The 19,072-nt window shown below is 35.9% G+C and carries 18 protein-coding genes; 7 read left to right on the top strand and 11 right to left on the bottom strand.

The genetic code is table 11. The annotated features are described in order from the left end of the window. Positions 1–6 precede the first annotated feature (6 nt). Together ACPF9A_RS16920 and ACPF9A_RS16915 are read left to right on the top strand one after the other, a co-directional pair. Complete coding sequence (locus tag ACPF9A_RS16920; protein WP_424004507.1) at positions 7–1,143, top strand: peptidylprolyl isomerase; 1,137 nt, start codon at positions 7–9, stop codon at positions 1,141–1,143. 48 nt (positions 1,144–1,191) lie between these two features. Further along, the gene (locus ACPF9A_RS16915; protein WP_423998693.1) at positions 1,192–2,265 is read left to right on the top strand and encodes a glycoside hydrolase family 5 protein; all 1,074 of its coding nucleotides are present in this window, start codon (positions 1,192–1,194) and stop codon (positions 2,263–2,265) included. A 36-nt stretch (positions 2,266–2,301) separates the two neighbouring features. Here the strand turns inward: ACPF9A_RS16915 and ACPF9A_RS16910 are convergent, their stop codons facing one another. After that, entirely contained in the window at positions 2,302–3,747 is a 1,446-nt protein-coding gene (locus tag ACPF9A_RS16910; protein ID WP_423998691.1) for an aminoacyl-histidine dipeptidase, read from the bottom strand. A 68-nt stretch (positions 3,748–3,815) separates the two neighbouring features. Between ACPF9A_RS16910 and ACPF9A_RS16905 the strand changes: the two genes are divergently transcribed. The 3 genes from ACPF9A_RS16905 (at position 3,816) to ACPF9A_RS16895 (ending at position 9,343) form a co-directional block, all read left to right on the top strand. Beyond that, entirely contained in the window at positions 3,816–4,883 is a 1,068-nt protein-coding gene (locus ACPF9A_RS16905) for a DUF3810 domain-containing protein (RefSeq protein WP_423998689.1), read from the top strand. Between the two features lie 174 nt (positions 4,884–5,057). Continuing rightward, on the top strand, positions 5,058–8,012 hold the full coding sequence (locus tag ACPF9A_RS16900) for an amidohydrolase family protein (RefSeq protein WP_423998687.1): 2,955 nt from the start codon (positions 5,058–5,060) through the stop codon (positions 8,010–8,012). A gap of 38 nt (positions 8,013–8,050) precedes the next feature. Beyond that, a complete protein-coding gene (locus tag ACPF9A_RS16895) occupies positions 8,051–9,343 on the top strand; it encodes an amidohydrolase family protein (RefSeq protein WP_423998685.1) in 1,293 nt (430 codons plus the stop codon). 69 nt (positions 9,344–9,412) lie between these two features. Here the strand turns inward: ACPF9A_RS16895 and ACPF9A_RS16890 are convergent, their stop codons facing one another. From ACPF9A_RS16890 to ACPF9A_RS16845, 10 genes are all read right to left on the bottom strand, one after another. Then, a complete protein-coding gene (locus ACPF9A_RS16890; RefSeq protein ID WP_423998683.1) occupies positions 9,413–9,826 on the bottom strand; it encodes a hypothetical protein in 414 nt (137 codons plus the stop codon). 21 nt (positions 9,827–9,847) lie between these two features. Next, entirely contained in the window at positions 9,848–11,038 is a 1,191-nt protein-coding gene (locus tag ACPF9A_RS16885; protein WP_423998681.1) for a molybdopterin molybdotransferase MoeA, read from the bottom strand. Positions 11,039–11,103: 65 nt separating this feature from the next. After that, positions 11,104–11,880 (bottom strand): sulfite exporter TauE/SafE family protein, encoded by a 777-nt coding sequence (locus ACPF9A_RS16880; RefSeq protein WP_423998679.1) that lies wholly within the window; start codon positions 11,878–11,880, stop codon positions 11,104–11,106. After that, positions 11,864–12,937, bottom strand: coding sequence for a ThiF family adenylyltransferase (locus tag ACPF9A_RS16875; protein ID WP_423998677.1), 1,074 nt, complete (start codon positions 12,935–12,937; stop codon positions 11,864–11,866). Before ACPF9A_RS16875 ends, ACPF9A_RS16880 begins: the two co-directional genes overlap by 17 nt. Beyond that, positions 12,934–13,527, bottom strand: coding sequence for an NTP transferase domain-containing protein (locus ACPF9A_RS16870; protein WP_423998675.1), 594 nt, complete (start codon positions 13,525–13,527; stop codon positions 12,934–12,936). Before ACPF9A_RS16870 ends, ACPF9A_RS16875 begins: the two co-directional genes overlap by 4 nt. Beyond that, on the bottom strand, positions 13,511–13,987 hold the full coding sequence (gene moaC / locus ACPF9A_RS16865; RefSeq protein ID WP_423998673.1) for a cyclic pyranopterin monophosphate synthase MoaC: 477 nt from the start codon (positions 13,985–13,987) through the stop codon (positions 13,511–13,513). Before moaC ends, ACPF9A_RS16870 begins: the two co-directional genes overlap by 17 nt. Continuing rightward, complete coding sequence (gene moaA, locus ACPF9A_RS16860) at positions 13,984–14,967, bottom strand: GTP 3',8-cyclase MoaA (RefSeq protein WP_423998671.1); 984 nt, start codon at positions 14,965–14,967, stop codon at positions 13,984–13,986. Before moaA ends, moaC begins: the two co-directional genes overlap by 4 nt. Before the next feature lie 341 nt (positions 14,968–15,308). Further along, positions 15,309–15,725, bottom strand: coding sequence for a molybdenum cofactor biosynthesis protein MoaE (locus tag ACPF9A_RS16855; protein ID WP_423998669.1), 417 nt, complete (start codon positions 15,723–15,725; stop codon positions 15,309–15,311). Continuing rightward, positions 15,725–15,964, bottom strand: coding sequence for a MoaD/ThiS family protein (locus ACPF9A_RS16850; protein WP_423998667.1), 240 nt, complete (start codon positions 15,962–15,964; stop codon positions 15,725–15,727). Before ACPF9A_RS16850 ends, ACPF9A_RS16855 begins: the two co-directional genes overlap by 1 nt. Before the next feature lie 101 nt (positions 15,965–16,065). Continuing rightward, complete coding sequence (locus ACPF9A_RS16845) at positions 16,066–16,860, bottom strand: DUF6503 family protein (RefSeq protein ID WP_423998665.1); 795 nt, start codon at positions 16,858–16,860, stop codon at positions 16,066–16,068. An 84-nt stretch (positions 16,861–16,944) separates the two neighbouring features. Here ACPF9A_RS16845 and ACPF9A_RS16840 point away from each other — a divergent pair, with 84 nt between their 5' ends. Next, entirely contained in the window at positions 16,945–17,757 is an 813-nt protein-coding gene (locus ACPF9A_RS16840) for a TrmH family RNA methyltransferase (protein WP_423998663.1), read from the top strand. A gap of 45 nt (positions 17,758–17,802) precedes the next feature. Further along, entirely contained in the window at positions 17,803–19,035 is a 1,233-nt protein-coding gene (locus ACPF9A_RS16835; protein WP_423998661.1) for a M48 family metallopeptidase, read from the top strand. Positions 19,036–19,072: the final 37 nt, after the last annotated feature.

The following is a 19,072-nucleotide window of genomic DNA, read 5'->3' as shown; positions in this document are numbered from 1 at the left end:
ATTATGATTAAAAAAATGTACTTGCTTGCAGTTATAGCCTTAGTATTAGCCAGCTGCAAAACCGGAAAAAGAGCCGATTTAGGAGACGGTTTGTTTGCCGACATCAAAACATCTAAAGGCGATATTATCGTTCGTTTAGAGCAAGATAAAACTCCTGTTACAGTTGCTAACTTTATCTCTTTAGCAGAGGGAACAAATACTTTTGTTAGTGAAGAATATAAAGGTAAAAAATATTATGACGGACTAACATTTCACAGAATTATGAAAGATTTCATGATTCAAGGTGGTGATCCATTAGGACAAGGAACCGGTAACCCAGGTTATAAGTTCATGGATGAATTCAATGATTCATTAGTACATGATAAAAAAGGTATACTTTCAATGGCAAACTCTGGCCCAACAACTAACGGTAGCCAGTTTTTCATCACTCATAAAGAAACGCCTTGGTTAAACAACAAACACACCGTTTTTGGTGAAGTTGTCGAAGGTATTGATGTGGTTGATTCTATTGCAAATGTTGCAGTAGGCGCTGGTAATAAGCCAGTAGAACCAGTTACGATGACTACAGTAGAAATCATTAGAAACGGTAAAGAAGCACGTAAGTTCGATGCTGTAAAAATCATGACCGATTATTTTGATGGTGAAGAAGATAGACTCGCTGCTATTGAGAAAGAGAAAGCTGAAAAACTAGCTGAAGTTCAAAAAATAAAAGCTGAATTCGCTTCTTCAACCGAAGCTCAAAAAGCAAAAGCTACAGCTTTACCTTCTGGACTTAAAGTATTAACTTTAGAAAGCGGTAGTGGCGAAAAGCCTGCTGTAGGTCAAAAAGTTAACGTAATGTATGCTGGTTATTTAATGGATGGTACTTTGTTCGATAGCAACTACGAAGAAGTTGCTCAGAAATATGGTATGTTCGACATTAAGAGACAACAAGGTGGTGGTTACATGCCAGTACCAATGGACTACTCTCCAGAATCTCGTTTAATTGCAGGATTTAGAGAAGGGCTTTTAACAATGAAAGTTGGTGATAAAGTTCGTTTGTTCATACCTTCTCATTTAGGATATGGTCCACAAGGTGGTGGTCCAATTCCACCAGATGCAGATTTAGTATTTGATTTAGAAATTACGGGTATTTCTGAATAGTATTCATATCTAAAACTATAATCGTTAACCTTAAAAATTAGAACTCTTATGTTTAAACAATTTAGGATAACGATTATAGTTTTTCTTTTTTCAATTATATTTTTTTCTTGCGGCACTAGCAACGTTGATAATACCGACCCAATTAAGGTCACAGAAAATACCAACGAAGAAACGCCCACTTCCCCAACTACTCCCACAACTCCGAATTCAGATGATACTGTGGTATCATTGCACGGGCAATTGCATATAGATGGTACCAGAATACTTGACCAAAATAACAATGAGGTTCAATTACGTGGTATGTCATTTTTCTGGAGCCAATGGATTGGTGAATACTACACACCAGAAACTGTAGCTTGGCTAAAAGACGATTGGCAGTGTACCATTGTCAGAGCCGCCATGGCAGTCGAAGATTCAGAAGGCTACATTACCAACCCTGAGACTGAAAAAAAAAAAGTATTTACTGTTATAGATGCTGCAATTGCAGAAGGTATTTATGTAATAGTAGACTGGCATAGTCACCATGCTGAAGATTACGAAGAACAAGCAAAAGTCTTTTTTACCGAAGTTGCACAGAAGTACGGCAATCAACCCAACATCATTTATGAAATTTACAATGAGCCTTTAGATATATCATGGAACACGGTTTTAAAACCATACCATGAAGCAGTAATTGCCGAAATTAGAAAATACGACCCAGATAATATTGTAGTTTGTGGCACAAGAAACTGGTCGCAAAATGTAGATGATGTCATAGGTAATGAAATTGATGATGATAATGTTGCCTACACCTTACATTACTATGCTACCACACACAGACAAGAATTACGAGATACTGCTCAAGAAGCACTAGATAACAACATACCGATTTTTGTTACCGAATTTGGCACAACCGATGCATCTGGCGATGGTTTTATTGATGTCGCCGAGGCTAATCTTTGGTGGACTTTTCTAGACGACAACAACATATCGTGGTGCAACTGGTCTATAGCCGATAAAGAAGAAAGTTCAGCAGCGCTGTTACCTAACGCTAGTTTTACCGGAGGATGGAATACAAGTGATTTAACGCAAAGCGGATTAATGGTTAGAGAAGAGTTAAAAAGTAAAAATCCCCAGTTTTAACTAGGGATTCTTTAAAACAAATTCTTATTTTTTATTTTAATTTGTATGCTGCAAAATCTCTAACAGCAAACTCCAGAATTTTTGAACAGACGAAATACTTACACGCTCATCTGGTGAATGAGCTCCAAGAATAGTAGGTCCAAAACTAACCATATCGACATCAGGATAATTTTTACCTAAAATTCCACATTCCAGACCTGCATGACAAGCAACAACTCTTGGTTGGTCTTTAAACAAATCTATATATGTAGCTTTCACAACAGAAAGTATTTCAGAATCCGGATTCGGATTCCACCCAGGGTAAGCACCACTAAATGTCACATCAAAACCACTGACCTCAAAGGCAGAACGTAAAGAATTCGCCAAATCTAACTTTGCGGTATCAACCGATGAACGAGTTAAACAACCAATTTTTATTTCTCCCTTTTCAACCTTTACAATGGCTATATTATTTGACGTCTCTACCAAATCCTCGATAGCGCCACTCATAGCGTAAACTCCGTTATGCGCTGCATAAACAGCCTTAATCAATTTTTCTTGAGCACCTAAACCCATTACTTTTTTAGCAGGCTTAATATCAGCAAATTCTATATGTAAGTTAGGCTCTTGAACACTCAACTCTGCCTTTATCGCTTCAGAAAGCTTATTAACTTTTTTCAAAAACTTATCGGCGTGTTTTCTACCGACGTTTAATTTACAAACACTTTCTCTTGGTATCGCGTTTCTTAGACTTCCGCCGTTTAATGAACTAATACGAACATTATAATCAAGTCCTAAATAAAGTAATCGATTCATAATTTTATTGGCATTCCCCAATCCTTTATGAATATCCATACCACTATGTCCGCCTTTCAAACCTTTTACCGTAATTTTTATACCTGCATCACCATGAGCTCCGTCTTTTTCATTGTAGTTCCTCTTTGCCGTAACATCAATACCACCGGCACAACCTATATCAATTTCATCATCTTCTTCGGTATCTAAATTCAAAAGAATTTGTCCCTGTAACACTCCAGCTTTTAACTCAAAAGCGCCAGTCATACCAGTTTCCTCATCAATGGTAAATAAGGCTTCAAGCGCAGGGTGTTGAATATCTGTACTTTCTAAAAGAGCCATTATAGCAGCTACGCCCATACCATTATCGGCACCTAAAGTGGTACCCTTAGCTTTTACCCAATCTTCATCAACATACATTTCTATTCCTTGAGTATCAAAATCGAAAGTAGTATCTGCATTTTTTTGGTGCACCATATCTAAATGACTCTGCAATGTTATCATTTTCTTGCCTTCCAGGCCCTTAGTAGCAGGTTTTCTAATAATAACATTACCAATGGCATCAGATAAAGTTTCTAAGCCAAGGGCATTACCAAATTCTAACATAAAACTGATTACCCTTTCCTCTTTTTTAGAGGGTCTAGGTACTGCGTTTAATCTTGAAAAATTCTTCCAAACAGCCGTTGGCTCCAATTTATTAATATCCATACATTATTTTTCACGGTTAGTGCCTACAAAAATACTGATAGAAAAAGGATTTCGCTATTTTTGAGATAATGAAGATATCTTTTAAGAATGCCATTGCAATTTCATTGATTCCCCAAATCATTATCGTCAAATGGCTAGGTACACGACCAGATTTAGTTGAACAGTATTACAGTACTGGGTTATACCCCGTTATTTCTAAATTCTTTAGACTACTCTTCGGGTGGGTTCCCTTTTCTGTTGGTGACATTCTTTACTTTGTTCTGCTAATTCTTGCGCTTGTTTACCTTATTAAAAACAGAAATTATATATGGCGACATAAGCTTCAATTTCTACAGAATATAGCTATGGTTCTCTCTGTTACTTATTTCACATTTCATGTAATGTGGGGTATGAATTATTATAGAGAACCGCTGGCTGAAAAATTAGAGTTGGTTCCTAATAAAGATTATCAAGATTTGTTAGAATTTACAGAACGATTAATTCGCAAAACCAACGAATCTCAATTTACCATTACAAAAGACTCCAGTTTAGCCGTTAATATCCCGTATTCTCAGAAAGAAATTTTTGATAAAACCATACAGGGATATGATAACTTAAAAACAATATATCCGTTTTTGATCTATGATCGTCCAAGTTTAAAAAAATCATCGTTCAACACCGGATTAACATATATGGGCTACGCCGGATATTTGAATCCGTTTACCAACGAGGCTCAAGTAAATGACTTGCTACCTAACTTTAGATTCCCTTTTGTTGCAGGTCATGAAGTGGGTCACCAATTAGGATACTCCGCCGAGAACGAAACAAACTTTATTGGCTATTTGGTAACGTCGAATAATGAAGATTTATATTTCAAATATGCCGCCTATGCTTATGCACTAGGGTATTGTTTAAATGATGTAAGACGCACTGATAACGAAGATTTTGATAGATTGATGTTACTATTAAATTCTGGTGTAAAAAACAATTTTCAAGAAATGTCCATATTCTGGAATTCTTACGAAAACCCTATGGGACCTGTTTTCAAATCAATATTCGATACTTTTCTAAAAGCTAATAATCAAACTGAAGGTATTAAAAGTTATAGTGCCGTTGTTTTATTTTTAGTTGCCTACCATAAAGATCATCCACTTTAAAACAAGGTTAGAACTTCGTATTCTAAATGTATTATCACTGCTCTTCTTATAATATTTTAAGAAAATAATAACTATCAGTAATAACGATCTGCTGAACTGTTAAACAAAAGTGAAAGAGACCAATTTTACTGCAGAATCCGAGTATTTTTAAAACACTAATTCAAACCAAACATAATGAAAAAACTAATTTTTGCGCTATGCCTACTCGGGTATGGCTCATTTTTAACTGCTCAAGATTATTTCCCAGAAAACGCCGGGGTAAAAGTCAATGAAAACAATTATACGGCTTTTACAAATGCGAAAATCTTTGTTACCCCTACACAAGTAATTGAAAAGGGAACTTTATTGATTCAACATGGCAAAGTTGTTAGTGCATCAAGTACTGTTAGCATTCCGAAAAATGCTGTTGTAATTGATTTACAAGGCAAATCTATCTACCCTTCTTTTATTGATGTATATTCTAAATTCGGAGTAGAACAAGCTAAGAAAAAACCGGGCAGAGGAAGATCTGCCGAGTACGAACCATCGCGTGAAGGCTATTACTGGAACGACCATATTATGCCAGAGAATAAGGCAGTCGAAAAATTCACTTATGATGACAAAGAAGCAAAAGTGCTACGTGATGCAGGTTTTGGTGTCGTTAACTCTCACATTCAAGATGGTATCGCCAGAGGTACCGGTGTTCTAATCGCTTTAAACGGAAACGGAACTAATGCAAATAGAATTTTAGATGACCGTTCTGCACAGTATTTTTCATTGAGCAGAAGTATAGCTAAAGGGCAATCTTACCCTGGTTCATTAATGGGTACTTTAGCTTTATTAAGGCAAATGTATAGCGATGCAGACTGGTATGCAAAAGGCAATGCGACTACGAAAGATTTGTCGTTAGAAGCATTGAACAGTAATAAAAACTTAGTTCAAATTTTCGAAGCTAAAGATAAATCTAACGATTTACGTGCCGATAAGGTCGGTGATGCCAACGGAATACAATATACTATTTTAGGTGGTGGTAATGAATTTGAACGTATTGAAGAAATAAAGGCTACCAATGCCAAATATATTTTACCGCTAAACTTTCCAGAGGCGTACGATGTTTCTAACCCATATGCTGTTGGCTATATCTCTTTACAAGATATGCGTTATTGGAATCAAGCACCATCCAATCCGAAAGTATTAGCAGAGAACGGAATTCAATTTTCATTAACAACCCATGATTTAAAATCACCTGCTAATTTCAAAGAAAAGCTAATGAAAGCCATTGAATACGGACTTTCATCTACCAAAGCATTAGAAGCCTTAACGACTGTTCCTGCACAAATATTAGGAAAATCAAATGAAATTGGTTCTTTGAAAACAGGGGCACTTGCTAACTTCTTAATTACTTCTGGTGATGTCTTTGATACATCTACTACGCTTTACGAAAACTGGGTACAGGGTACAAAAAGTGTTGTCAATTCTATGGATTCAAAAGATATTCGTGGAGATTATAGTTTAACAGTTCAAGGCAAATCGTATAATGTTTCTATAACAGGTGAAATTTCAAAACCGGCTATCGAAGTAAAGCAAGACACGACCAAATTGACTTCTAAAATTGCTTACGATGACAACTGGGTTACGATGTCATTTGCGACCGATAAAGGTGAAAAAACATATAGAATGATTGGTGCGATTACTAAAGCATCAGACAATTTATCGGGTCGTTTGGTATTGCCAGATGGTACAGAATCTCAATTTACGGCCACAAAATCAAAATCGTTTACAGAAAAGGAAGCTGAAAAAGATACAAAAGAAGACGTGATTAAAGTAATGCCAGTGACCTTCCCTAATGTAGGATACGGATTCGCATCTAAACCAAAGGCAATAAATACATTATTCAAAAACGCTACCGTATGGACAAGCGAAGAAGCTGGTATTCTAGAAAATACTGATGTATTGGTTAAAAATGGAAAAATCATCAAAATAGGAAAAGATTTAAGTGCCAGCGGTGCAACCGTAGTCGACGCAACCGGAAAGCACTTAACTGCAGGTATTATTGACGAACATAGCCATATTGCAGCTTTGGCGGTAAACGAAGCCGGACAAAATAGTACTGCTGAAGTTAAAATGGAAGATGTCGTAGACCCAGAACACATGGGTATTTACCACTCACTTGCCGGTGGGGTAACTTCTTTACAGTTATTGCACGGATCTGCAAACCCAATTGGTGGTCGATCTGCCATATTGAAATTAAAATGGGGAGAAGAAGCAGACGGATTAATTTATGAGAACTCGCCAAAGTTTATCAAATTCGCCCTTGGCGAAAATGTAAAACAAAGTAACTGGGGTAGCTTCTCTCGTTTTCCGCAAACACGTATGGGTGTTGAACAGATGTACATGAACTACTTTCAAAGAGCTAAAGAATATGACTCCAAAAAGAAAAATGGAGAGCCATATAGATATGATGAAGAAATGGAAGTATTGGCAGAAATCATAAACGGAGAGCGTTTTATTTCGTGCCACTCTTATGTACAAAGTGAGATCAATATGATGATGAAAGTAGCCGAACATTTCGGATTCAGAATTAATACATTCACACATATTTTAGAAGGTTACAAAGTTGCCGATAAAATGGCAGAACACGGTGTTGGCGCTGGTACGTTCAGCGACTGGTGGGCATACAAGTTTGAAGTGAACGATGCCATACCTTACAATGCTGCAATAATGCAACAGCAAGGTGTTGTTACTGCAATTAATAGTGATGACCGCGAAATGATTAGAAGGTTAAACCAAGAAGCTGCTAAAACTATTAAGTATGGTGGCATGACAGAATTGGAAGCTTGGAAGATGGTAACTATCAACCCTGCAAAACTTTTACATTTAGATAATCGTGTAGGTAGTATTAAAGAAGGCAAAGATGCCGATTTGGTATTATGGTCTGGCAGTCCGCTTTCAGTATACTCGAAAGCTGAAAAAACAATGATCGATGGTGTTACCTATTTCGATTTGGAAACCGATAAGAAAAATCGTGAAACCATTAAGAAGGAAAGAAACGAATTGGTTACGATGATGCTTAAAGAAAAAAGTGGCGGTAAAAAAACACAAGGTCCGAAACAAAGTGTGAAAAAAGATTTTACTTGCGATAGTCTATAATTCCACAAGCAATAGTTCAAAAACATAAAATAATACACATGAAAAAATTCATAACCTTAATCATAGCCCTAGGTTTGGTCATACCGACTATGGCACAACAAACACCCGGTGCTAAACAGACCGAAGCTATTACTATTGAAGGTGCAACTGCACACTTGGGTAACGGCGAAGTAATTGAAAGTTCTTTAATTATGTTCGAAGACGGAAAAATTACTTTCGTAGGCGATTCAAAATTGAAGATTGCGAGAAAAGGAAAAGTAATCGATGCAACCGGTAAACATGTTTACCCAGGCTTCATTGCCCCCGCCAAAACATTAGGCTTAGTAGAAATAGATGCCGTTAGAGCATCGAACGATGAAGATGAAATAGGCGATTTTATTCCGCACGTACGAAGTTTGATCGCTTATAATGCGGAATCTAAAGTAGTAGAGAGTATGCGCCCGAATGGAGTTTTAATCGCACAAATCGCCCCGACTGGTGGTCGTATTTCTGGTACCTCCAGCATTGTACAGTTTGATGCTTGGAACTGGGAAGATGCTGCTATTAAAGTAGATGACGGTATTCATTTAAACTGGCCAACAACTTTTAAAGAAGGTCGTTGGTGGGCAGGTGAAGAACCAGGGTATCAACCAAATAAAGACTATGCTAAACAAATGGAAGAAGTAGTTACATTTTTCAAAAATGCTGAAGCTTATGGCAAATCTACTCCTAAAGAGGTAAACCCGGCATATGCAGCAATGCAAGGTGTATTTGATGGTAGTCAAAAACTATATGTACATGCAGATGATGAAAAACAGATTATAGATGCTATCAACACTTTAAAATCTAATGGCGCCAAAGAAGTGGTTCTAATTGGTGGCTACCAAGCTTATAAAATCCCCGAGTTTTTAAAGAGCAACAATATTCCTGTACTGGTTCAGTACACTCATAATCTCCCCACATTCGATGATGATGACTACGACTTACCTTATAAGCTCCCTAAATTATTGGTAGATGCAGGATTAATGGTAGCTATTCAAAATTCAGATGCAGAAAATTTTCAGACTAGAAACTTACCTTTCTATGCTGGGCAAGTTGTACAACAGGGTCTAGATAAAGAAGTAGCTGTTCAACTTTTAACCGGTAATACAGCTAAAATATTAGGTATCGATGACTTCTATGGAACGTTAGAGAATGGTAAAAGCGCAACCCTTTTTATATCTGAAGGTGATGCTTTAGATATGGCTGGAAATCAGGTAACACATGTGTTTATAGACGGTAGAACAGTTTCTTTAGAAACACACCAAACTAAGCTTTGGAAACGCTACATGGGCAAGTACGAAGGAAAATAAACTTTTTAAGTTGATATAATAAAAGAGGCTGTCTAACATTTTAGACAGCCTCTTTTGATTTAAAATAAATTAGCTATTTTTTTTAGCAAGCATATATCCTAGATATCCCATAGGCATATAAGCTACTATAATATCTAAGGCTGTAAACCACATTGGCCCGCCAAGCATTACAATATTTGCAGTACCACCAATTAAGAAAAATAAACCTACAAGCAGTGCCATCAATAATTTTCTCGTTGCGGCAATTTTTGTTGCTATAACTGCACCCACCAAAGTACCTAACGCATGAGCCAAAAACGGGAAAATAAAATGCTTGGGTTCAAATAAGTGTATAGAAGCCTTTAAACCTTCCATAGTTGTTATATCTGCACCTTCTGGTGGCGGAATAATAGAACCACTGATCATTATAATTCCCATATTAACGATGCTACCAAAAACAATTCCGGCTACTACCACCAAAATATTCTTTAACATTGGACTCATATAAAAAAATTTAATTGGTTACTATCTGGTCTTTACAAAGCGTACTACCTCACCTACTTCATAATCTTCATCTCTTGGTTCAAGACAAATAAAACCGTCTGCCTTTGCCAAGCTGGTTAAATCTCCCGAACCGTTTTCAACAACAAGCGTTGCCCAAAATATACCTCCTTTTACTTCTGTACTAACCTGAAAAAATCTAGTTAGCGGCTGTGTTATTGTAATCGCTGTACTAAGCTTAATATACGAATTATCTATTGGAAGTCCCCAAGAGGTCTGCAACCATGGCAAAAAATAGAGGTGATAATTGGCAAATGTAGAAACAGGGTTTCCTGGAAAAGAAAAAATAACCGTTTTCAGCTTTGGGTGAAAACCGAACCAAAATGGTTTTCCCGGTCTTTGTAACACTCTATGAAACACTTTTTGAACTCCCAGCGACGCCATTACATCTGGTATAAAATCGAACTTCCCTTTTGATACTCCGCCACTCAATAATAGAACATCATTATCCTGTAAAGCTTTTTCTAGTTCTCGTTCAATTTCTTTTTTATCATCTAACAAATGAAGAGAACTGGCGTCAATTTTAGAATTCAATAATGCCGCTTCAATAGTCAACATATTCGATTTTCGTATTTGGTGTGGCTCGGGAGTTTCATCTACATCAACCAATTCATTACCCGTGGCAATAGTGCAAACTTTAGGGTTACCCATAACCTTTACTTTTGCTTTACCAACAGTAGCCATTACTCCGATTTCTGCAGGACTGATTTTTTTCCCTTTTGATAAAAGAAGCGCATCTGCTTTTTCATCGCTGCCTTGATAATGAATATTCTGACCTTTTACGACATTCTCATTTAGGGAAACCTTGCCATTTTCAATAGTAATGTTTTCATACATAACAACAGTATCACAATTTTCTGGCACTACAGCACCAGTCATTACCTCTAAACAATTGTTTTTATCCGTTAGAACTTGTTGAACCACACCCGCAGCAGCTTCGCCTTCTATTGTAAAAAGGTGACCATTATTAACAAGAGTTGAATACTGAATAGCAATGCCATCTTTGGTAGCGCGATTAAACGGAGGAAAATCTCTATCGGCATAAATATCTTCTGCCAAAATTCTATTCAAACTATCCATAAGTGAAACGACCTCTATGCCTAAATCTAGAGGATGGGCTAACACTTTTTGAAATGCTTCTTTAAATGTAATCATAGAATTAAAGGTAAAACTATTACAAACTATAGCATTAAAGAATTGTAGCTAATTATTTTAAACTTCTAAAATAACCCGAGACCGTTTACCAACAAGACTCTAATACCCACAACAAATACTAATAAAGCGGTAACCCTTTTAATACCATTTGCAGACAGTTTTTTAAGACTGATACGAATACCTAACTGTCCGCCAAGAAGAACCGCTATAACCAAGCAAATAGTTTCTCGCCATGGCAGTGATAGCGAATCACTAGTAATTAATCCGAATAAACCAGACACCGAATTCACTAAAATAAAGAAACTTGCTAAGGCTGCTATTTTTATGGCTTTGTTCCATCGCAAATGATTGAGAACGGGAGCTAGAAATATACCTCCACCGATACCAACCAATCCTGATAAGAATCCGATTCCCGCACCTAAAACGTAACTTATATAGTTGGGATAGTCTTTCACTTCTTTTTTTGACTTATCAATTTCAACCGTCTGAACAGCCAAGAACAAGGCGGAAAGAATAAGTGAGCATCCTAAAATTATAAAAAAAACACTTTCTTTTAATCGGAATGTTGCGCCTATGTATGCTAACGGAATACTCGCCAAAACAAAGGGAAGAAAATCTTTTAGTTTTGCATGACCATTTTTAAAATAGAGATACGTACTACCTGAAACTACCACCAAATTACAAACCAATGCAATAGATCGTATGGCAAAAAAACTAGTTAAAACAAGTGTCAATAATGCCAAATAACTAGAGCCACCACCAAATCCTACAGAAGAATATAAGGTGGCAATGATGAAAAAACCAATGCACAAAAACACCAATTGCTCAATAGGTATCAACATAATTTTTCATCTGGTTCATACCTCCGCTTACATTGACAAAATCTTTACCTGGAAATAATTCTTGCAACTTGATAATTGCCTTTTTACTTCGTACACCAGACTGACAAATAACATAAACTGTATTCTCAAGATTAACCTCAGCCACTCTATTGATTAGTTCGCCTAAGGGAATATGTTTGGCCTCTTTTAAATGTTGTCTTAGAAATTCTTTTACTGTGCGCACATCAATTAGCTCAACAGCCTGTTCAATCAGAATAGTATTAAATTCCTCCGCTTCTACTGATTTCAAAGGAAGCTCACAGTCAAACTCGTAGCTAGTTGCGAGCGTTTTAATTTCATTGTTACCTGGTTGCAAATTGAACTTCATTCGTTGTGTTCGTTGAGTAAGCGTATCAAATAGTAACAGTACACCTGATAACACCTCTCCTATTTCTGCAATAATCTTAACTACTTCTAAAGCTTGTAGATTACCAATAATACCAGGCAAAATACCCAATACGCCATTTTCATCACAATTAGGCACCGTATCTGCCGCTGGCATGGACGGGAACAAACAACGATATGTTGGCCCGCCTTTATGATTAAAAACGCTCACCTGACCCTCAAAAGCGTGTAAAGCACCATAAACGAAAGGTTTATTTGCAATTACACAGGCATCATTAATTAAATATCTAGTGGGAAAATTATCTGTAGCATCAACAACAACATCATAATCTTTAATAATATCAAGAGCGTTAGAGGTTGATAAAAAAGACTTGTAAGTCTGTATACTGGTTGTAGAATTCTGAGCTGACAATTGTTTTTTTACTGCCTCAACTTTAGGACTACCTACCATAGCTTCAGTAAACAAAACTTGACGGTGAAGGTTAGATAATGATACCACATCTGCATCAACAATACCTAAAGTACCAACACCCATGGCATTCAAATAAGTTAACACGGGAATACCTAGTCCGCCAGCACCAACAACAAGCACTTTAGCTTTATTTAGCTTATGCTGACCTTCGGTTCCAAATCCGTCTAAAGTGATTTGTCTTAGGTAACGTTCCTCGTTCATGGTGCTATTTTAAGTAGCGCTTCTTCATATTCTGCTCTTGAATTTGCATTTAGCAGTACTTCTTTTTGTTTTGGAAACACCAAGTTGACATCTGCATTAATTAAGAATTTTCTTGGACAAGATCCGTTTCCTGCTTTTAGGTATTCAACAGATTGCTTTAAAGCTTCTGGTTCCCAAATAGCACAAAGTGGTTCTGGTAGAGGATCTTCAGCATCGGCAAATGCACTTGCTATCTTATCTGAGTTTCTTGCAGCTATTAATTCTTCAAGTGCCTTTTTATCCATTAACGGTAAATCGCAAGCCAAAACTAACCAAGCAGCTTCAGGGTGTGCTTTATGAGCCGATAGCAATCCGTTGTACGGACCACGAAATTCATCTTGATCTAGAATAGTTTTAAACGAATTGGAAATCTCACTTTCTTGATCTTTACGAATACTTAGAAATGTTTGATTACAAACCTCACTTAATAAATGATATAAATGTTCACGTTGTGGCAGGTTATGATACGTAATCAAACCTTTATCCTCTCCCATTCTTGTGCTTTTTCCACCTGAAAGCACCAATCCGTATAACTTAGCGTTGGAAATCATTTTTTCCTCCTGTTTTTTGTTCTAATTGAATTGCACCGATCACTATATCTTGTGAAAGAGCCTTACACATATCATAGATCGTTAATGCAGCTATTGAAACTCCCGTTAAAGCTTCCATTTCAACACCTGTTTTTTCATTACACTTAACCGTACATGTTATTTGGAAAGCATCTATACCTGGTTCAATTTCAACATTGATTTTTGATAGGTTTATTTGATGGCATAACGGAATCAATTCCGCCGTTTTCTTTACACCTTGTATACCTGCAATAACCGCTGTTTGTACAATACTTCCTTTTTTACCAACAAAATCTTGATCAGACAATGATTTAAAAACCTCTGGCGGAAATTTTATCGTTCCACTAGCAATTGCGGTACGTACCGAAGCTATTTTTTGAGAAACATCTACCATAGTAGCATTCCCAGATTCATCTATGTGTGATAATTTCTTCTGCATCATCCTCCTATTGAAGTCATTGAATTACTAAAAACGTCTTTATATTTTTCTTGTGCTTCAAAACCTGTTTTAGCACGACTGCCTACAGCCTTTAAAATTTCTTTTTTAATATTTTCTTCCACATCATCAGCTCTCATAATATCTCTAAGGTTGGCACTTGCTTTGGCGTACAAACACGTAATAACATCACCTGTAGCCGAAATTCGCAAACGATTACAACTTCCGCAGAAAGTTCTACTGAAAGAAGGAATTACTCCGAAAGTCCCTTTAAAACCGGGAATCTTATAATTTATAGATGTTGATGTTTTTGGAGATTCTAATTTATAATAATCTGGGTGCTCACTTTTAATATGCTCAAGAATAGTCTTAAAATCCCATTTGATAGTCTGAAATTCTTTTGAACCACCATTAAAAGGCATTTCTTCCAGATAACGTACTGACACATTGTAGTGCTTTGTTAGCTCTAACATAGGTAGAATATCATCTGTATTCTGACCCTCTAAAGCAATAAAATTAATACGAACATTGAAGCCTTCAGTGATTAAGCGAATCATATTATTATACACCACGTCGTAATGATCACGGCGCGTAATACGCTCAAAAGTCTCACGGTTGATAGCATCCATACTGACATTAATATTCTTAATGCCTAGTTTTTTCAACTCATCTATATGCGGACCTATTAAAGTGGCATTTGTAGTAACAGAAATATCATTTAGTCCGTCTAACTTTGACAAGCTGCGTAGTAATACCATTAAATCCTTACGAACAAAAGGCTCACCACCAGTAATACGAATTTTATCTATGCCTTGAGAAACTACAATCTCACTTAATTTCACCAACTCATCTATGTTAAACAACTTGTCATTTTTGGCAAAATTGATCCCCTCCTCTGGCATGCAATAATTACAACGAAGATTGCAACGGTCTGTAACCGCTAATCTCAAGTAATTTATTGCTCTATTATGGTTGTCTACTAACATACTTACATTACAAATTCAAATACAAATACAAATACAAATACAAAAAAACAAGTTCAAGTTGAAAAAATAAGTTCAAGTTCAAGAGTCAAGTTCAAACTCAAAAAACAAATACAAATACAAATTCAAAAAACAAATTCAAATTCAAAAATAACGTTCAAGTTCAAATGCAAAAACAAGTTCGAGTTCAAATTCTCTCTTCTCTATACTCAATTTTCTTTATTCTATTTTCTAACTTCTCTTCTCTATTTTCTATTTTCTTTACTCTATTTTCTATTTTCTTTACTCTATTATCTCTTTTCTATATTCTATTCTCTCTCTTCTAACTTCTCTTTTCCAAAAAATCAAGGATGGGCGGAAACCCAAACCGTTTTATTCTTAAACTTCTCTTTTTTCCAGATAGGTACTGTTTCCTTTAGGGTATCTATTAAAAACCTACATGCTTCAAAACAAGCATCTCTATGAGCAGATGACGCACCAACAATTACTACTGGTTCTTCAACAGCTTTTTCACCAACGGCATGTCTCATGACCACTTTATTCAATGACCATTTTTGCATTGCGGTGTCGGCAATCTTCTCCATTTCTTTTAACGCCATAGCTTTATACGTTTCAAACTCCAATGCAACTACTTCTTCATTGTTCGTAAACTCACGTACGGCACCCACAAAAACACAGATTCCGCCACTATTGGCATCGCTTAATTCAGCATACACCTTAGCAGTATCAATTACATCAACTATTTCGATTATTTTCTTCATTAGCCTCCGCTTACTGGTGGTATAATGGCAATTTCTTCATTGCCGTTCAATAGCACATTATCATCAGCATATTCACTATTTACAGCTACTGCCAATGAATTCAATTTAGAAAATTCAGGATACGATTTAATAAGTTGTTTTTTTAGTTCGGCAACATTTACAGGCTTAAATTCATCAGAAAAGCTAACTTCAGAACTACCTACAATATCTTTTGTTATGCCAAAAAAAAGTACATTCATATCCCTTTAAAAATTAGATAAATTCCAAGTTAGGTATAAAAAATAAGGTGCCATAAAAATGGCACCTATTTTAAAAAAATTATATGATTTTGAGAAAAGCCTTACTCTACAAATACGGCATTCTCAGGTGCGGCATAAAAGTCAAGTGGTTTAGCGTCTGTAGATAAACTAGCATTTTCAAAGTTTACGGTTTTAGCTGCTCCTTTAATTTCGCCTTCCTCTACTTTATGCCATGTAATTGATTTCGGCAACGAAACGGCATCAACTTTTACCCAATCGGCATAATTTATCCAATTTACTTTAGTAGACGGTTCACCACTAAAATAGGTCATGGTATACCCTAACCATCTCATTTCATATGTTTTTGCATCATAATGAATGTAGTACTCATCTGTAGAAGAAGCTCCTACTCCGCTATTATATGAAATCTTATATCCTGGGTATGAAACTCCATTATAAACCAACGCATCAACTTCTTCATATTTTATTCCGTCATCTGACAATACAAATGGCATTGCGTAGAAGTAGAACATTAAATTATGATAGAATTTTGGCTTGCCTTCATAATTACCGGTGTTGTCTAAAAGCCAAACTTCTCCGTTATAGCCAAGTGTGTAATCTGGTGTAGAAATTTTATCGAATCTTTTTTGAATGTCAATAGTTTGTATTTCGTTGAATTTCTCATTAGGCATTTCAAAATTCAATGTTTTATACCCTTTCCAGGCATTTAAGCCACCATGAGCTTCAAATACTTTATTTAATTCCGTAGGATATTTATCTAAATTTACCTTAACAGCCACTTCTTCAACAGCATCGGTAATCATTTCTTTTTTAGGTGCTTCTTTACATGAAAATATAGCCAAGGCTAAAACCAAAAGGTAAAATTTACTCATCATTTCAATTAATTATTTATTATTTTTTGAAATCGCTTAGTCGATAAAATATAACGGACTTACCAAATTGAACTATTTTTGTAGCACATGCAAGAAACAAAACACATAAGCAGCCTACAAAACCAGCTCATTAAAAAGGTTTTACTCTTAAAAGAAAAATCTAGGGAGCGCAAAAAAACGGGACTTTTTGTGTTAGAAGGTTTGCTTGAACTTCAATTAGCCATTGGTGCGCAATATAAAATAGAGACGATTTTATACTGCACAGATATTCTAGAAAATGCCAATGAAAATGCTATTTTAAAATCATTCACAAGTGAAGAACTGATTTCAGTAAGCTTAGATGTTTATAAAAAAATAGCCTACCGAGATACCACCGAGGGTATTATAGCAATCGCCAAAAGCAAAGACCACCAACTTTCGACATTGAAATTCGAGACTAAGAATCCGCTGGTTCTTATCGCCGAGGCTCCTGAAAAACCTGGTAATATAGGCGCATTACTAAGAACTGCAGATGCAGCAAATTTAGACGCTGTTTTAATCGCAAACCCGAAAACAGATTTATACAATCCGAATATTATAAGATCCAGCGTAGGATGCCTTTTTTCTAGAAATGTAAAAATGGGCAGTACTACTGAAATTATATCCTATTTAAAGAAAGAAGGATTTCAGATATTCTGTGCTGCACTTTCAGCATCTAAAGATTATACGACAGTTGATTTTAAAGAACCTACCGCAATAGTAGTAGGTACAGAACATTCAGGACTAAGTGATGAATGGCTTGAAAACAGCACTCAGAACATCATAATACCTATGGAAGGTAAAATAGATTCTATGAACGTTTCGGTATCTGCAGCAATACTTATCTTTGAAGCGAAACGACAGCGAAAAATAAACAAGTAACATATATACTTTTTATAGTACAGTTTTCGTTTGCAACTACACTATATGGATAAAACATTCGTCTTTTATTGTATCCTTTTCATTTTGATTGCAGAATTCATACTTGCTACTGTAATGAATTATTTGAACGCAAAACGATTTAAAGACCCTATTCCAGAAGATTTAAATGATGTTTACAATGCTGAGGAATATGAAAAATCTCAGGCATATAAATTAACCAATTACAAGTTTGGTGTTTTTACCTCTATTTTTTCTTTAGTATTAATTTTAGCCTTTTTATTTTTCGGCGGATTTGCTTGGGTAGATAATGTTGCTCAAAATATCAGCGAGAACATTATTATACAGGCGCTAGTATTCTTTGGTATTATTATGTTAGGAAGCGATATTCTCAACATCCCCTTTTCATACTACCAAACCTTTGTAATCGAAGAAAAATTCGGATTCAACAAAACCACAAAAACGACATTTTTAATTGACAAATTAAAGAAATGGGCAATGACCATTATTTTTGGCGGCGCAATTCTATCGTTAGTCATTTGGTTTTTTGAATGGGCAGGCACTAACTTTTGGGTGTATACCTGGGCATTTGTAGCGGTATTCACCTTATTCATGAATTTATTCTACAGTAAATTAATTGTGCCTTTGTTCAACAAACAAGAGCCTTTAGAAGCTGGCAGTTTAAAAGAAAAAATAGAAAATTACGCAGCTCAGGTAGGTTTTGACCTTCAAAACATTTTTGTCATTAATGGATCCAAACGATCTACAAAAGCAAATGCTTATTTCTCGGGCTTCGGAAAAGAGAAGCGCGTAACCCTATATGATACTTTGATCAATGATTTAGAAGAAGAAGAAATTGTTGCTGTTTTAGCCCATGAAATAGGGCATTATAAACGAAAACACGTCATATTTAATTTAGCCACATCAATAGTACTAACAGGTGTAATGTTATTTATACTGTCATTATTTATTAATAACCCTGAAGTTTCTTTGGCAATAGGTGTAGACAGACCAAGTTTTCATGCCGCATTAATCGGTTTCGGAATCTTATACAGTCCCATTTCAGAAATCACCGGGTTATTAATGAATTATTATTCAAGAAAATTCGAGTATCAAGCAGATGACTATGCAAAGACCACTTACGCAGCCTTGCCATTAGTGACTTCTTTAAAAAAACTATCAAAAAACAGTCTTAGTAACTTGACTCCGCATCCTGCATATGTTTTCATGCACTATTCCCATCCTCCACTTATTGACCGCATACGTAATTTAAAGGCATAATTTTTGTTGCCCATCATATAAGATTATCTTATTTTTA

The organism is Maribacter sp. IgM3_T14_3 (assembly GCF_049603095.1).
Taxonomy (GTDB): domain Bacteria; phylum Bacteroidota; class Bacteroidia; order Flavobacteriales; family Flavobacteriaceae; genus Maribacter.
Note: the sequence above shows the minus strand (reverse complement) of the source record. Positions and strands in the feature narration are given on the sequence as shown.

What these genes read in the sequence shown, in the direction of transcription:
- ACPF9A_RS16915 (WP_423998693.1), top strand. Translation starts at nt 1,192, where the DNA reads ATGTTTAAACAATTTAGGATAACGATTATAGTTTTTCTTTTTTCAATT.
- ACPF9A_RS16910 (WP_423998691.1), bottom strand. Translation starts at nt 3,747, where the DNA reads ATGGATATTAATAAATTGGAGCCAACGGCTGTTTGGAAGAATTTTTCA.
- ACPF9A_RS16905 (WP_423998689.1), top strand. Translation starts at nt 3,816, where the DNA reads ATGAAGATATCTTTTAAGAATGCCATTGCAATTTCATTGATTCCCCAA.
- ACPF9A_RS16900 (WP_423998687.1), top strand. Translation starts at nt 5,058, where the DNA reads ATGAAAAAACTAATTTTTGCGCTATGCCTACTCGGGTATGGCTCATTT.
- ACPF9A_RS16895 (WP_423998685.1), top strand. Translation starts at nt 8,051, where the DNA reads ATGAAAAAATTCATAACCTTAATCATAGCCCTAGGTTTGGTCATACCG.
- ACPF9A_RS16890 (WP_423998683.1), bottom strand. Translation starts at nt 9,826, where the DNA reads ATGAGTCCAATGTTAAAGAATATTTTGGTGGTAGTAGCCGGAATTGTT.
- ACPF9A_RS16885 (WP_423998681.1), bottom strand. Translation starts at nt 11,038, where the DNA reads ATGATTACATTTAAAGAAGCATTTCAAAAAGTGTTAGCCCATCCTCTA.
- ACPF9A_RS16880 (WP_423998679.1), bottom strand. Translation starts at nt 11,880, where the DNA reads ATGTTGATACCTATTGAGCAATTGGTGTTTTTGTGCATTGGTTTTTTC.
- ACPF9A_RS16875 (WP_423998677.1), bottom strand. Translation starts at nt 12,937, where the DNA reads ATGAACGAGGAACGTTACCTAAGACAAATCACTTTAGACGGATTTGGA.
- ACPF9A_RS16870 (WP_423998675.1), bottom strand. Translation starts at nt 13,527, where the DNA reads ATGATTTCCAACGCTAAGTTATACGGATTGGTGCTTTCAGGTGGAAAA.
- moaC (WP_423998673.1), bottom strand. Translation starts at nt 13,987, where the DNA reads ATGATGCAGAAGAAATTATCACACATAGATGAATCTGGGAATGCTACT.
- moaA (WP_423998671.1), bottom strand. Translation starts at nt 14,967, where the DNA reads ATGTTAGTAGACAACCATAATAGAGCAATAAATTACTTGAGATTAGCG.
- ACPF9A_RS16855 (WP_423998669.1), bottom strand. Translation starts at nt 15,725, where the DNA reads ATGAAGAAAATAATCGAAATAGTTGATGTAATTGATACTGCTAAGGTG.
- ACPF9A_RS16850 (WP_423998667.1), bottom strand. Translation starts at nt 15,964, where the DNA reads ATGAATGTACTTTTTTTTGGCATAACAAAAGATATTGTAGGTAGTTCT.
- ACPF9A_RS16845 (WP_423998665.1), bottom strand. Translation starts at nt 16,860, where the DNA reads ATGATGAGTAAATTTTACCTTTTGGTTTTAGCCTTGGCTATATTTTCA.
- ACPF9A_RS16840 (WP_423998663.1), top strand. Translation starts at nt 16,945, where the DNA reads ATGCAAGAAACAAAACACATAAGCAGCCTACAAAACCAGCTCATTAAA.
- ACPF9A_RS16835 (WP_423998661.1), top strand. Translation starts at nt 17,803, where the DNA reads ATGGATAAAACATTCGTCTTTTATTGTATCCTTTTCATTTTGATTGCA.